Origin of the sequence: Geotalea uraniireducens Rf4 (genome assembly GCF_000016745.1) — a bacterium.
GTDB classification, from domain to species: Bacteria; Desulfobacterota; Desulfuromonadia; order Geobacterales; family Geobacteraceae; genus Geotalea; species Geotalea uraniireducens.
On record NC_009483.1, the window covers coordinates 803,257 to 817,571 of the forward strand.

Annotated in this window: 14 protein-coding genes; 2 read left to right on the top strand and 12 right to left on the bottom strand. The window is 55.7% G+C overall.

Annotated features, from left to right (window positions below; translation table 11 throughout):
• Positions 1 to 91: 91 nt before the first annotated feature.
• Complete coding sequence (locus GURA_RS03425; protein WP_011937608.1) at positions 92 to 1,501, top strand: hypothetical protein; 1,410 nt, start codon at positions 92 to 94, stop codon at positions 1,499 to 1,501.
• A 407-nt stretch (positions 1,502 to 1,908) separates the two neighbouring features.
• Here the strand turns inward: GURA_RS03425 and gspN are convergent, their stop codons facing one another.
• The 12 genes from gspN to gspC all read right to left on the bottom strand — a co-directional run bounded on the left by gspN (position 1,909) and on the right by gspC (position 13,282).
• Positions 1,909 to 2,751, bottom strand: coding sequence for a type II secretion system protein GspN (gene gspN / locus GURA_RS03430; RefSeq protein WP_011937609.1), 843 nt, complete (start codon positions 2,749 to 2,751; stop codon positions 1,909 to 1,911).
• Positions 2,748 to 3,296, bottom strand: a complete 549-nt coding sequence (locus tag GURA_RS03435) for a hypothetical protein (protein ID WP_011937610.1) — start codon at positions 3,294 to 3,296, stop codon at positions 2,748 to 2,750. Before GURA_RS03435 ends, gspN begins: the two co-directional genes overlap by 4 nt.
• Positions 3,293 to 4,630, bottom strand: coding sequence for a type II secretion system protein GspL (gene gspL, locus GURA_RS03440; RefSeq protein WP_011937611.1), 1,338 nt, complete (start codon positions 4,628 to 4,630; stop codon positions 3,293 to 3,295). The genes GURA_RS03435 and gspL overlap by 4 nt, the downstream gene beginning before the upstream one ends.
• Positions 4,631 to 4,635: 5 nt before the next feature.
• Positions 4,636 to 5,541, bottom strand: a complete 906-nt coding sequence (gene gspK / locus GURA_RS03445; RefSeq protein ID WP_011937612.1) for a type II secretion system minor pseudopilin GspK — start codon at positions 5,539 to 5,541, stop codon at positions 4,636 to 4,638.
• Entirely contained in the window at positions 5,538 to 6,164 is a 627-nt protein-coding gene (locus GURA_RS03450) for a type II secretion system protein GspJ (RefSeq protein WP_049818871.1), read from the bottom strand. The genes gspK and GURA_RS03450 overlap by 4 nt, the downstream gene beginning before the upstream one ends.
• The gene (locus GURA_RS03455) at positions 6,142 to 6,477 is read right to left on the bottom strand and encodes a prepilin-type N-terminal cleavage/methylation domain-containing protein (protein WP_011937614.1); all 336 of its coding nucleotides are present in this window, start codon (positions 6,475 to 6,477) and stop codon (positions 6,142 to 6,144) included. Before GURA_RS03455 ends, GURA_RS03450 begins: the two co-directional genes overlap by 23 nt.
• Positions 6,474 to 7,061: a pilus assembly FimT family protein gene (locus GURA_RS03460; protein ID WP_011937615.1), complete on the bottom strand. Its 588-nt coding sequence runs from the start codon at positions 7,059 to 7,061 to the stop codon at positions 6,474 to 6,476. Before GURA_RS03460 ends, GURA_RS03455 begins: the two co-directional genes overlap by 4 nt.
• Positions 7,062 to 7,063: 2 nt before the next feature.
• The gene (gene gspG / locus GURA_RS03465) at positions 7,064 to 7,507 is read right to left on the bottom strand and encodes a type II secretion system major pseudopilin GspG (RefSeq protein WP_011937616.1); all 444 of its coding nucleotides are present in this window, start codon (positions 7,505 to 7,507) and stop codon (positions 7,064 to 7,066) included.
• A 77-nt stretch (positions 7,508 to 7,584) separates the two neighbouring features.
• A complete protein-coding gene (gene gspF, locus GURA_RS03470) occupies positions 7,585 to 8,796 on the bottom strand; it encodes a type II secretion system inner membrane protein GspF (RefSeq protein WP_011937617.1) in 1,212 nt (403 codons plus the stop codon).
• A complete protein-coding gene (gene gspE, locus GURA_RS03475; protein ID WP_011937618.1) occupies positions 8,777 to 10,339 on the bottom strand; it encodes a type II secretion system ATPase GspE in 1,563 nt (520 codons plus the stop codon). The genes gspF and gspE overlap by 20 nt, the downstream gene beginning before the upstream one ends.
• Positions 10,340 to 10,357: 18 nt before the next feature.
• A complete protein-coding gene (gene gspD / locus GURA_RS03480; protein WP_011937619.1) occupies positions 10,358 to 12,283 on the bottom strand; it encodes a type II secretion system secretin GspD in 1,926 nt (641 codons plus the stop codon).
• Between the two features lie 120 nt (positions 12,284 to 12,403).
• A complete protein-coding gene (gene gspC / locus GURA_RS03485; protein WP_011937620.1) occupies positions 12,404 to 13,282 on the bottom strand; it encodes a type II secretion system protein GspC in 879 nt (292 codons plus the stop codon).
• Positions 13,283 to 13,576: 294 nt separating this feature from the next.
• Between gspC and mqnB the strand changes: the two genes are divergently transcribed.
• Positions 13,577 to 14,296, top strand: a complete 720-nt coding sequence (gene mqnB, locus GURA_RS03490; protein ID WP_011937621.1) for a futalosine hydrolase — start codon at positions 13,577 to 13,579, stop codon at positions 14,294 to 14,296.
• Positions 14,297 to 14,315: the final 19 nt, after the last annotated feature.

The following is a 14,315-nucleotide window of genomic DNA, read 5'->3' on the forward strand; positions in this document are numbered from 1 at the left end:
CATGTTAATGGGAGACAAGTCCGCTCTTCTGTGATATAAAAAATGCGGATTACGGCTTGTTAATGCGATGTGTTTAAGAAAGGGGGGGCAGATGCAACGGTCGGTGAACGTGCCACAGGAGATATCAGAACCGGTGACCCGGCGGAACCCGTTTCGCGCAACAGCCTTGTTTGGGGGCATGCTGACGCTTCTCGTCGCGGCAACGGGGGTATCGGCGGCAGAGTCCATGCACGCCGGGATCGAAAAGTACGAGGGGACCAAGACCTGTCTGGAATGCCATGATACCCTGGGAAAGGAGGTCGCCATGAGCCTCCACTACCAGTTGCAGGCCGAGCCGCAGTTCATCGAGGGTTGGGAGAAGGGGAAGAGCGCCGGCATGCTCGTGAGCTATTGTCCGCCCCCCAATACGGTTGCCGGACACAACTGGCTCGGCACGCTCCAGCCCAATGATGCCTCGAAGGGCGCACAGCCGGCTGGTTGCGGCCGTTGCCATATCGGTCTCGGCGCCAAGCCCAATCCGGTCGACAAGCTGACGGAAGCGGATTACGAAAATATCGACTGCCTTATCTGCCATGGACCCGATTACCGCAGGGTCGTAGTGAAGGAAGTGATAAAAAGTAAGATGAAGGTAAGGGAGGAAGTCAGGTTCAAACTGGCCCCGGCGCCAGACGTGGATATCCTCAAGGTCGTGCGCAATGTGAAGAAGCCGACCAGCGACATGTGTCTCCGCTGTCATGCCCTGGTCGGCGGCGGTCTCAACTATAAGGACGGAGTGGTTCCCACTGCCGATACGGACGTTCATTTTTCCATGGGGATGAACTGCACGGAGTGTCATACCACCAAACAGCACAGGATTGCCGGTGGCGGTGACCTCAAGGCCCAGGAACTGAATGATGTCAGGGTGGCGTGCGACAATTGCCACACGCTGACGCCGCATAAGGGGGAGCAGGCGGACTTTCTTAACCGGCACGTGGCGCGCATCGCCTGCCAGACCTGCCATATCCCGGGCATAGCCCGCGATCCTAAGATGCCGACCATTGTCGAGCGGGACTGGACCAAGCCGGTGCTTGACGCAAAGAGCGGTCTATTCGAACCGACCAATAAGACTGCGACCAACGTCAGACCCGAATACCTGTGGTGGAACAGGACCATGCGGGCGAACAACGAACCTGCGGGCTCGAAAAGGGACCTCAAGGCCAGGATCTACCCCTGGAAGCGGACCAACTATACGGTAATCGCCGATGCCGCCACCGGCAAGCCGGTATATATAAAATCCGGCGTATATGCGCTGACCGGCGATCCTGCTGCCGCAGCGGTGAAAGGGACTGTGGAAGCAAAGCAGCCGTACAGCGGCGAGTGGAAAGGGGTCCAGGAACCGATGCGGTATGCGCTCAATCACCAGGTGGCGCCCAAGTCCGAGTCGCTGCAATGCGATGTCTGCCACAGCGAGAATACCATCCTGGATTTCAAGGCGCTCGGCATGAAGAGCAGGAGAAAATAGCGTTCAGGATATATCCCTGGAAGTAAAAGCGCCCGGCAACAATGTTGTCGGGCGCTTTTATATTCTGGGCGGAAAGGATTACGTTCTTCAAGACATGACTCACGCGACGACGCACCAAAAGTAGGCGCTCTTAAGCGACGAAAGGCTTTTAAACAAATTATCCTAAAAATGGCAGTTGTTTACCGCAAAGGCGCAAAGGGCGCAAAGAAATTCAAATACTTATGGGGATAAAGATCCAAACCAATCGGGTGAAAGGTTTCCGTTAGATAAATGATTGATTTTACTTCGCGTTCTTAGCGCCTTTGCGGTTCAAATGCTTTTTCTAGTATTATTGGTTCATGGTTTTAAAACGTTGCGTCGTCGCATCGTTGCGTGAAATACAATATTTGGGTTCCGGCTTGTCCGGTTTAGGATACTGCCGGTTTACCCAGGGTTCCCCTGACCGGTATCTGGTAATGTCCGGGAGAGGTCTGGTATTTGAGGAGAAGGAGGAAGACGAATTTCTGCTTGTCGAGGAACTCGGCTTTCGGCATCAGTTCCAGGGTCAGGTTCAGGGGGGCGGCACTCATGGGGGTAGTGAGCGGCGTGTCGCCCTTGAGCCGCGCATAGATCCCTTCACCCTCAAGGTTCAGACTTTCCAGGGTGGCCTTGCCGCCACCTATGCGGAGCATCCCCTGGATTGTCTTGTAGGAAGCGTCGGGGAGGGGCATTTGACCGATCTTCACCCCTTGCAGATGGGCTTCCGTCACTGCCAGTTGCAGGTCTCCAGTAGCGGCGTTCTGTTTCCCCTTGAAATTACCCTTGACGCGTAGTTCACCCTTGACCTGCGCGCCGGTCACAGTCTTGAAGAAAGGGATGTCCTCCAGTTGCACTCCGGCAATTTCCAGGGTCGAACTGCCGTTTTTCAGTGGCGCGAATTCCCCCTTTACTTCACCTTTACCGATTGTTCCCTGGAAGCCGATGACCACTTTACCGGCGAATAGGGGCAGGATGCGGATTTTTGCCGTGGCCCTGTCGAACTTCAACAACGGCCCCTGTTCCGAGCCCAGTTCGAGGTTTTGGGCCCGGATGCCGAGGGGAAAAGCCAGGCCGAAGCTGGTGGTGCGCATGGTGTAGCCCTGGTTTTCCAGCGCACGGGCGAGCACGCCTTGCAACTCTTTGCCGGGAATAAAGGCGATGGTGAGGATGATCAGGCAGAAGAGTGCGGCAGGAATCCCCCAACCCATGAGGATGAGACGGCGGCGGTTCATCGTGCTCCTTGCTGCGCAGCCTTGATCAGGGCTGCTGTCAGGGTCAGGTCAAGTTTCGCCGGGTCGTCGAAGCGGGTTTTTATCAGGGCCCTCTTTATGGTAACCGGTTTGGCCCCTTTTTCCAGCCTGAAGAGGAGGTTTACCGCCTCGTTGGCGGTGAGTCCTTCTATTTTCACCTCGGCTGCGTCTTCCACGAAACCGGGCAGATCTTCACCTTTTACCGGTTTGATCTGGGTGTTTTTTCCCTTTATGCCGATCTCCTCGATAATCTTTGCCGGCGAATCGTCGGGTCTGGTTGCTGCCAGGCGGTTGGCCAGCTTTTGCGCGCCGGCGTTCGCTTCCTGGAAGCGGAGCTTTAACATGAGCATCTCGGTAATGTCAGCTTCCCGGCTGGCACGCTTTTTCTCCAGGCGGGCAACCTGGCTGTTGGCAGCCGAGAGAAGCACCGCCAGCAAGAGGATGGCGGCGATCCCCATTCCCCAGCGGAGACGGGTTTTATCATCCATGCGATTATAGGTTTCAATCAGGAGGTGCAGGTATTTCATTTGTTCGCCTCCTTTACCGCACCGCGCAAGACGAATGAGACGCTGCCGTCGGGCCGGGACTTTATCTCGCCGACTTCGACGTTGCTTAAAGCATCTGCCGTGCGGGTTTTGAAGTCGTTAACCGCCTGGATGGAGCGGGCATCTCCCTTGAGGTGCACCTGATTGCCCGATATCTCGGCCTCGAAGACCTCGAACACGTCATCACCCTTCGCCTCGGCTAATTTTGTCAGGATTGGCAGCAGATTACTCGATGTTTTGCCGCTGCTGAGACGCTTGATTTCGGAGCGCAGTTCCGCAACCTCGTCGACCGCTTTTTTCCGGGTGGGAAATACTTCCCGATAAATGGTCTTGATCGAGTTGTTCAGGGAGTCCACGTCTTTCTTTACCAGGTAGTATCTGAGGCCGACCTCGGCAAAGAGCAGGATGACGAAGCTGACGGCGAGAATCATGGAGAGGCGCAGCTTTTTCCGTGTCTTGGCCTGGCCGGCCGTGTAGGCAAGCTCGCCGCTGCGGAAGTTTACAGGGTCTCCGGTGGCGATCGCCCGGGCAACCGCATAGGCGCCGGCCAGATCACGCGCGGAATTGGTGTCGCCGGCAAAGGCCTCGGCAAACTCCCCGTTTACCGGCAGCGGAGGGAAGGGTGATGTTTCCTGATCGGCCGATGCGTTGGAAGAGGCTGCCTGCTGCGAACGCCCCCCGTGAGAAAAGATCCGATCGACCGTTAAACCTTTGCCGATTTCCAGGGCAGCCAATGTCTTCGTAACTTCCGCATCCGGTTCGCCGGAAGTCATGGGGCGGAAATAGAGGGGCTTGCCATTTCGGAAGACAGCCAGTGATTCACCATCGGTGATTGCAACCGTCGCGCTTTCCACTTCGGTCGGGATGAGGCACTGCCAGTTGAAGAGCGATGCCGTGACAATCTCCGGTTCCAGTCCTTTTCCCGTCATCAACCGGATCTTATCCTCCAGTGCATGACGTTTTGCCCAGACGGCAAGAACCTTTCCCTCTTCCAGGGGCACGGCCTCAAACATCAGTTGATCGGTGTCTACGGCGGTTTCGCCTTTCAGCTCCAGCGGCAGGAGCTCCCGAATCTTGCGTCTATCACTGAGGGGGAGTTCCAGTTCGCGCATGAAGAGCTGGTTCGAGGGGATGGCCAGGATCACCCTGCGCTCTGCAGGCGCTGACGCGGCAAACTCCTCCAAAAGCTGCGGCAGGGATTCCTCTTGGCCGAGGGGGTGGCGGGCAGCCTCGACAAAGCTGAGTTCGCCCCGTTTCTTGCGGAAGGTGGCAAAGACCAACTCGTTCCGCTTAATTTCCACTATCACTAGGTTCATCAGAATTATCTCCAGTATAAAACCGTAGACTGTATGCCCGAGATGCGCACCACCGCCTCGACGACCCGGCTGGTTTCCCTGACGCGGGCCTCCGAGTGGATGCGGTATACGCTTCCCTTGAAGGTAATTTTGGTCGCGAGTCCTGATGCAATGGACTGTGAGCCCAAAGCATTCCCCAATTCGGCAAAGTTACTGAACGGCCGCTTAGCGAGGACTTGTTTTGCCTTGTCTGCATCGATTTGTTTGTCAAGCGCCTCGATGATCTCCTGCTGAGCGGTGTTGATGTTTATTCCCCCCTGGACGCCGTCATAGACGGTTACCAGCGGCATAAGTTTTTTCAGCGGCTCTCCGGCGAATCCCTTAACCAGGGCCAGTTCCTCGACAGTGTCCAGCCGCCCGCCCTTTGCCTCATAAGGAGGTTTAAGCGTGCTGTAATACTGCGTTTTTGCCCCGTATGTATGAGGTATTTCGTTTTCGCCACGCCAGTCAGCCAGAGCGTCGATGAGACTGTTGCTGTCTTTTAACTTTAAATTGTTAAAGAGGCGGCTTGCCACCTCTGCAGCAAAATTATTATCTAGGTTGCCGTTTTGCGGAAAATCGTTGATGTTCAGCTTGCCGCTCTCTTCCTCAATGGTTACCAGCAGACTCCCCTGTTCATCCTCTATTTTCAGCGGTTTGGCCCAACGATCCATGAGGGAGCTGTACGTCTGTTGTGCTAAATCGAACTGCAACAACCTGATGCCGCCGTCCACGCCCGATGCGGCGAGTATGCTCGCCTGCTGTCCGGCCACGAAATTATGGCTGAGCGAGGTGTCCACGTAGACTTCATCGACGAATTCGGCGGCCAGCGCCACGAGGAGGGCGGTGATGATCAATGTTATGACAAGGGCGAAGCCCCGCTCGTCTTTCACGGCCCTTTAATCCTCGGAGAGGCTGTGGCGGTGTATTCCGCGATTTTATCCCCCTCCTTCACCCGCAGGGTTATCCTGACGCTTTCGGGAAGGCGGTTGTTGTTCAGCGCGGTATCCCAGCTTCTGACCCATTTCCCTTTGTCATAACATTCCACGAGAAATCCTTCCAGCTTCTCCATCTGCGGGTAAGGATACGTCTTGACGTCAAGGTAGAAATCCTTTGCCTGCCTGGTCAATACAATCTTGTTGTCCTTCTCGATGGGCTGGTATTTCAGCTCCACTAAATCCGAACCGGATTGAGAATCGCTGCTGGGCGGGGCAATTGCCGTAAAGCTGATGGTAGAAGCCGGTTTGCCGAAAAAATCCCGGTCTTCGACGACAAAAAACTGTTTCTTCTTGGCCATGTTAAACTTGTTGAAATATGCCGAGGCAATTTCCCGCCGCAGCATATCCAGTGTGGTGCGCAGCTCCCGTCGTGCTTCCATTCCGGACACCGCAGCTTCGCGCCCGTTCATCACGGAAAAGTAGGTGCCGTAGAGTGCTCCGGTGAGGATGACGAGAAGCGCCATGGCCACCAGTAGCTCCAGCAGCGTAAAGCCCTTATTTTGCAATGTATTCGACAAGGGACAGCTTATTTTTATCTCCTCCCCAGCCTACCGTCAGGATTACTTTATTCAAGCCGGGCAAGTCAGTAGGGGATGTATCCACCTGCCACGTCATGTCCGGGTGGTCAGGGGCAAAGGTCCCTTTCTTTTCCTGCAGGTTCTTGAAACCGGGATCATCCATCTTTCCACGCGCCAGCAGGACGGCAATGGTTTCCTCCTTGTCGCGGCTGACTACGGACAGATGGTAATTGAAGGAAGTGATGACGGTCAACACAACTCCCGCCATGATGGCCAGCGCAATCATTATCTCCAGGAGGGTGAAACCTTTCACATCTCCTCCTGGTAGCCTTGCTCCACCTTGACCTTGCCGCTGTTCGGGTAGGCGATTACGGTGTAATGCCCGCTGCTGTTCCCTTTCAGGTGAATGGTCGTGAATTCCGCCAGGCCGCCGGGGCCGAAGGGCACTATTACCTCGCCGTCGGTAACTTTTCCCAGCCGTGGTATGGTCACGTCTTCGATGGTTATTCCTTCGGCAATGAAGCGCTTGTTGAGGAACTGGTCGTCTGCCGTGGTTTCTTCTCCTCCTGCGGTGAGCTTTTTCACGATTATCGTACTGTCTGCCAGGTTCAGGTGCATCCGATAGATACTATTGGCCGTAATAGCTCGATCGCTGAGAAATCTGATCCCTGAAGCAAGGGTGCGCGCGGAACTGCGAAGTTTGCCGGATTCTGTGGAGGGGAGCCGCGGCAGCACCACGAGCACGACGATTGAGAGGATGGCAATTACCACCATCAGCTCGATGAGGGTGAAACCGGCGGAAAAACAGGTACGAGGATCGAGGTTCGAGGCTAATGTTTTTTCCTCGCTCCTCTTTCCTTTTTCCTCGAACCTTTCTTCTCGCTCCTTGTTCCTCATGCCTACTTGATGTTCCAGCTTTCAATATCGGCGTTCTTTCCTTCACCGCCTCTGGCGCCGTCAGCCCCCAAGGAAGAGAGGTCGTAGTCGCCATGTTCGCCTGGGGAGAGATAGATGTAATCATTCCCCCAGGGGTCTTTGGGGACATTCTTGTTGTCCAGATACCCTTCTGCCTTGTAGTTCTTCGGGATCTGGCCGACGGTCGGCTTAGCCACCAGTGCCGAGAGCCCCTGCTCGGTGGTCGGGAAGTTGCCGTTGTCCAGTTTGTAAAGCTTCAAGGCGGTTTCGAAATTGCGAATCTGCACCTTGGCGTCGGCGATTTTGGCGTCGTCGGATCGGCCGATAATTTTCGGCGCCACCAGTGCCGCCAGCAAGGCCAGAATGACCACCACAATCATAATCTCAATGAGGGTAAAGCCGCGGTTGTTATTGGTCGTATTAATCATATGAAACCTCCGTTTGATCTGTTCTTTATAAGAGCGCCCTTGTGGTGCCATGGGTTGACCATGTACAAGAGTCGTCCCTACTTTACCAGTTCGTTTAACTGGAAGATGGGGAGCAACACGGCAATGACTACGAAACCGACGCTGAGACCCATTGCCAGGATGAGGAGCGGCTCCAACAGGGCCATCGAGCGGGTGGTAGATGATTCAAACTCCTTTTCAAAAGCCTCTCCGGCCTTGATGAGCATCTTCTCCAGCTCCCCCCCTTTTTCCCCTACTGCGACCATGTGCACTAACAGAGGCGGAAACAGTGGGCTTTTCCTCAGGGTTGCCGAGAGACTTCCCCCCTGGATCAGCTCCTCGCTGGCCTCCATGAGAATGGCGCGATATTCACGGTTGACTATCGCTGCGCCGGTGATTTCCATGGCCTTGATCACCGGCACGCCGCTCATGAGCAAGAGCCCCAGCACCTTGGCGAAGCGGGAAAGGATCAGTCTTTGCAGCAGTGAACCGAAGAGGGGGAGCTTGAGCAGCAAGCGGTCCCTCTTCCGGCACATGGTTTCGTTGCTCTTGAGTTTTTTCGATGCGTAGCTGATGGCGAAACCGAGGATGATGAGTGCCCACCACCCTTTACGCACCAGGTTGCTGACCTTGATCAGGATGATGGTTATCAGGGGGAGAGTGGCCTTGCTCTCTTCGAAAACAGTGACGATCTTCGGTACGACAAAGGCGAGGAGGAAGAGCATGACGACAACGCCTACCACCACCATGAGGATCGGGTAGGCGAGTGAGGTGATCACCTTGCTCCTGATCGCAGCCTGGTCTTCGAGGAACTCGGCAAGCCGTTCCAGGACCACTTCCAGTGCCCCGCTCGCCTCGCCTGCCGAGACCATGCCTATGTAGCTGTCGCTGAAGATCTGCGGCTCGGCGGCAAGAGCTTTGGCGAGGCTGGTGCCTTCGGCCAGCCGGTCGCGGACCCGACCGAGCATCTTTCTCAGTTCTCCCGGTCGTTCCTGGTCATAGAGGGTGTTGATGGACTCATAGACCGGGACGGACGAGCCCAAAAGCGTGGCGAGCCGCCTCGTCATCAGGGAGAGTTCCGGTAGCCCCACCTTGCTGCGGAAGAGTTGCACCCCTTTCCGGGGTCCGGCCTCATCGGCCGGGGCGATCTCCTTCGGATAGAGGCCGTCGCTTTTCAGACGCTGTTTAGCCTCATTCGGGCTTCCTGCCTCGATGGTGCCGGTGACTTCGCTTCCCCCCGGTTTATAGGCGCTATAACGGAAGGTCGGCATAGTCCTCCTGCGTTACCCGCAGTACTTCTTCGATGGTGGTAATGCCGGCCGCCGCCTTGGCGAGACCGTCTTCGCGCAGGGTACGCATGCCCCTGGAGATGGCGTATTCCTTTATGACGCCGGCAGGGGCCTGCTTGATGATCATGGAACAGAGCTCGGAGTCGATAAGGAGGAATTCGTAGATGCCGATCCTGCCCGTGCTCCCGAGATTGAAGCATTTGTCGCACCCGCGGCCGCGGTACAGCACCGGCGGCAGCTTGATACCGGCGTATTCCCGTTCCGGCTTGTATTCTTCCTTGCAGTGGGGGCAGATTACCCGTACCAGCCGCTGGGCCATGACCGCCGACAGGGAGGATGCCACCATGAATGGCTCGACACCCATGTCGATGAGACGAGTCACGGCGGTTGCGGCATCGTTGGTATGAAGGGTGGAGAGCACCAGGTGGCCGGTGAGGCTCGCCTGCATGGCGATTTCTGCTGTTTCGGCGTCGCGGATCTCGCCGACCATGATGATGTCAGGGTCTTGGCGGAGTATGGAACGCAACCCCCCGGCAAAGGTGAGGTCGATCTTCGGGTTGACCTGGATCTGGCCGATCCCCTTCAGTTGGTATTCTATCGGGTCTTCGATGGTTATGATGTTCTTTTCCGGCGTGTTGATCCGGTTGAGAGCCGCGTAAAGGGTTGTCGTCTTGCCGCTGCCGGTCGGCCCGGTGACGAGGATGATGCCGTTTGAGCGCGAAAGGAGCCGCTCCATGGACGCAACATTTTCCGGCGACAGGCCGATATTCGCCAGGGAGATGACCCCCCGCTGCTTGTCCAGAAGTCGTAGCACAACCCGCTCGCCGAAAAAGGTGGGGATGATGGAGACACGGATGTCCACGTCCCGGCCGGCAACGATGACCCTGAGCCTTCCGTCCTGGGGGAGCCGTTTTTCGGCTATGTTCAGGCCGGACATGATCTTGACCCGGGAAGTGAGGGCTTCCTGCACCACCTTGGGGGGGGTGAGCATCTTGTAAAGGATGCCGTCGATCCTGAACCGGACCTCCAGATCCCTTTCGAACGGTTCGATGTGGATATCGCTTGCACGCTCCTTGACCGCCTGGAAGAGGATTGAATTCAAGAGGCGGATCACGGGGGCTTCATCGGTCAGGTCGAGCAGGTCCTTCGGCTCATTGAATTCGGATGCAATGGCGGAGAGCTCTACTCCTTCCAACTCTTCAACCACGTCCTGGGCAGAGCCGGAGATCCTGGCGTAGAGGCGGTTGATGGCGTCCAGCACCGCCTGGCGCGGCACTGCCACTGCCTGCACAGGCATGCCGAAAACTCCCTGCAGTTCATCGAGGGCGAGGAGGTTGGCCGGGTTTCCGGCGGCGGCTACCAGTTTGCCGTCATCTTCTTTCAACGGCAGAAGAAGGTTATTGCGGGCGAATGCCAGCGGCAGACGCATCAACAGCGCCGTATCCACCCGGCTGTCTTCTATCTCCTGCAGGAAGGGGATGCCGAGTTTTGCGGCAACGGCTTGTATGTCGATATTATTTGTCATAGTCCTCTTGAAAACCGGTCATCTGTCACCAGTCGCGGCATCATGCTTGATCATGAGTTCTTTGTCCAGGTTGAACGGTTTGTCCGAACTGACCGCGTTACCGAACTTCTGTTTCTGGATTTCGGAGATCTCCGCTACTTCCTGAGCCCCCCTGACGATGCGGGGGGTGAGGACGATCAACAGGTTCGTCTTCTGCCGTGTGGTGTTCTTGAACTTGAAGAGCCAGCCGAGAAACGGGATGTCGCCCAAGAGCGGTATCTTGTTTACGGTTTCCTGCTCCCGGTCCTGGATCAGCCCGCCGATCACCATGGTATCCTTGTCCTTGACGGCGACCGACGTCTTCGCCGACCGCTTGGTGGTTATCAGGTCTGACGCGCCGGAAACCGTAGTGTTTGAAATGGCGGAGATTTCCTGGTAAATGTCGAGCTTTACGTATTCCCCTTCGCTGATCTGGGGGGTGATCTTGAGGGTTATGCCGGTATCCTTCCGCTCGATGGATTGGAATGAAGGGGTGGTGGTGTTGGAAATGGTGACGTTCCCCTTGAACGGGACGTTTTCGCCGACGAAGATCTCAGCTTCCTTATTGTCCGAGGTCATGATGGTCGGGGTGGAGAGGACGTTGACTGCACCCAGCGAGTCAAGGGCCCTCAATACCGCCGAAAAGTTCAGCGCTGTTCCCGTCAGGTCGGGAATGGTTATGCCGGCACTTTTCAGGTTTGCCAGGGCGGTCAGGAGCGTGGTGAAGGTATCCTGCGGGTCGTAGAGCCCTGCCGCGGTTGCTGTGCCGTTGGATGCGCCGCCGAGAACTCCCCACTGTACGCCCAGATCCTTGAGCTTGCTGAGTGAGACTTCGGCGATCACAGCCTCGACGAAGACCTGGCGGCGGCGCTTGTCGAGCTTCTGGATCACCTGGATGAGGTTCTGGTAATCGGTGGGCGACGCCATGATGACCAGTGAATTGGTTGCCTTGTCAGGGGTGATGCTGATTTTGCCCCCTTCAAAAGGCGATTGTTGCGGCGCGTTTGCGGCTCCCGGTTGGCTGGGGGCAGCAGCCGCAGATGATCCCTTGACCACACCATCCAACACCTTGGCAACTTCGGTCGCATCGGCATTTTCAAGGTAATAGACATTGACCTTGCTGCTCGTAGTCGGGGGGATAACGTCGATCAGGGTAATCAGTTTCTTGATGTCATCCTTGTCTTTGGCATTGCCGAATATGATCAGGGCGTTGAGGCGGGCGTCGGGAAGGATGAGCCCTCCGGCTCCTGCTGCCGGTTGTCCGGCGGGTTTTGTCGCCTTATCCCTGCTCCCGAGCCATTCCTTTACCACGTTGGCAACGCTTTCCGCCGAAGCGTTTTTAAGGAAGACGAGCTCAGCCCCCTCGCGTTTCTGGTCGGTATCGATAAGTTGCAGTATCGTCAGAATCTTCTGGATGTTCAGAGACGAATCAACGAGGAGCAGCATGTTGGTAGGGCCGAACGAGGAGATATAGCCATCTTTGGAGACCATTGGCTGGAGGAAAGTCACCGCTTCCTGGCTGGAGATGTGGTCGAGGGTGATGACCCGTGCCACATATGCTTCGTTAACCGGGCTGCGCTCCTTGTCTGAATAAATCCGCATTCCCGATTGCTTGGCATTGGCCGTCGGCACTATCTTCAGGACTTTCCCAGCGGGGACGATGGTGAAGCCCTTCAGTTCCAGCACCGAGGTAAAGACGTTGAACGCTTCTTCGGTGGAGAGTTTTGCCGGTGAAAAGACCGAGATCTTCCCCTTTACCCGGTCATCCATGACGAAGTTCTTGCCGGTCAGGTCACTGATGAACTTGACCATGGTGGAGATGTCCACGTCGCTGAAATTCAGCACCACTCCTTTGGCCAGCGCCACGGAAGGTACTGCTGCAAAAATGATCAGGGCAATGATGATATGCGAAATGCGTTTATTCAATGATGCCTCCCAAAAAAAAACAGGGACTGGGGAACAGGGATCCGGGATCGGCGGCAACCATCGAAAAAGGATTTTTCGTTTGTTGCACTTTTCACCATCCACTCTTCACCATTCACGGTTTTATCGTATGTCGTAGTTAAACGTTGTCGGTTGGCCGTCACGTACCAGGTCCAGCTTGATGCGATTCTGCCCCTTGAGCGATGCAAAGGACTGTATTGCCTTTTCCGGCGAATCGATGGGAAAATCGTTGATGCTGAGGAGCACGTCGCCGTTTTTTATCCCTATGGTGCCGAAGATCCCCTGTGGCTTCACTTCCGAAATTCTGAACCCTTCGACCTTGCCATTCTTTATGCTTGGCAGGAGTCGTGCGTCGGTCATTGCCTGGCCGATGTTGTCCAGGGATGCGTTGAGTGCGCGCTGATCAATTACATAGCTTCCAACTCCCACCTGCGATGCAAGTCCTCTGGCTTCCCCCGGCACGGCGGCTTGTGTCTGCGGTGCTGCTGCTTCAGTTGCAATCGCCGTTGGGGTGAGTATTTTGATCCGTCTGCCGCCCACCAGTATTTCTGCCACTTCTTTTTTGACGGCAACCAGTGGTCCGGTGTCGAAAACCGTATCACCAAGCCGGAAAACACGCTCTTCTTTGCTGCTCGATTTCTGTACCAGGGCGAACGTCTCGCGGAAGGAGCCGACAGCCGTCCCCAACAGGATCAGGTCTCCCTGTGAAACGGTCGGCGCCGCTTTAGTCGCGGTCGCCTGGACGACCGGCGAAAGCCTTCCCTGGGTGGCCTTGCCGAATAATCCCTTTTCCAGGATCGGCGCAAATGACATGAGGTCTTCGGCTATGTTGGAAGAAGACGGGGGGGGGGAGGCTTTTTTTGCACCCTTTGGATAGAGCTTGGTAAGTCTGAAAGAGATCAGGTCAGAGGAAATCAAGGCCAAAGCCATGATAATCAGAAACGTGAGAAATATGTTGGTCGGCAAAATCCATTTCTGCATGTGAGCCCTTTTGGGTAACGATAAAACAAACTAAATATAGTAAAAGTAACTATCATATGCAAGGGAAAAGACGGTGCTGTTTCAGCCCTGTTTCAGGTAATGTCGGCACTGTAATGAAGGTAACCGACCGTTGTGAAGCCGGCTGCTTTTTGATGACGCCGGAAGTCTGATTTGTTTGAGTTGTTGAATTGCCGCCATGGGCTGTGTTAGTATCAACTAAATATTTTTTGCCGGCGCAATACAGCTGCTCCGTTACACTCCCGGGAGATAGATTCCTGGCGGGAGGTTTTACCCATGAAACCGGTTTTTGTCACGGCTTCCACAATACAGGAACTTTCCATGCTCGTCCGGGTCATTGGCGCCCGGCAAAGGGCCGACGCCGGACTGCGCGAGGTCTATGACGGGCGCATCGGCAAGCGGGATATCATCATCGCCGTGACCGGCATGGGGAAAGTAAATGCTGCTTCAGCCATAACGGCACTTTTGGAACATGTATCGCCACAGATTCTTATAAATACCGGCTGCTGCGGCGCTTATAGGGGGAGCAGCCTCACCCCGGGAGATCTCGCGGTTGCAACTGCCGAGATCTTTGCCGATGAAGGTGTGTTGACTTCGACAGGGTGGCGGCCACTGGACTTTATCGGCATCCCTTTCGTGGTGCGAAATGGGAAATCCTTTTTCAATGAGTTTCCCCTCTCGGTGCAGGCAGCTGAAAAGGCTGTACATTTGGCCGCTGCCCTTGGTCTTTCAATCAAGAGAGGCAAGTTTCTTACTGTTTCCACCTGTAGCGGGACAACTGGCCGGGGCGACGAACTTTACCGGCGATTCGGCGGAATCTGCGAGAACATGGAAGGTGCGGCGGCGGCCCAGATTGCCCTCCGATATGGGGTGGATTGCCTGGAAATCCGCGGGATCAGCAATATGGTGGAAGACCGGGATCTCTCCCGCTGGGATATTCCACGCGCAGTCGAGGCCGCGCAGAGGTTTCTCCTTAAATATATTGAAGAATTGTAAGGGCTGGCCTCGGTCCCGC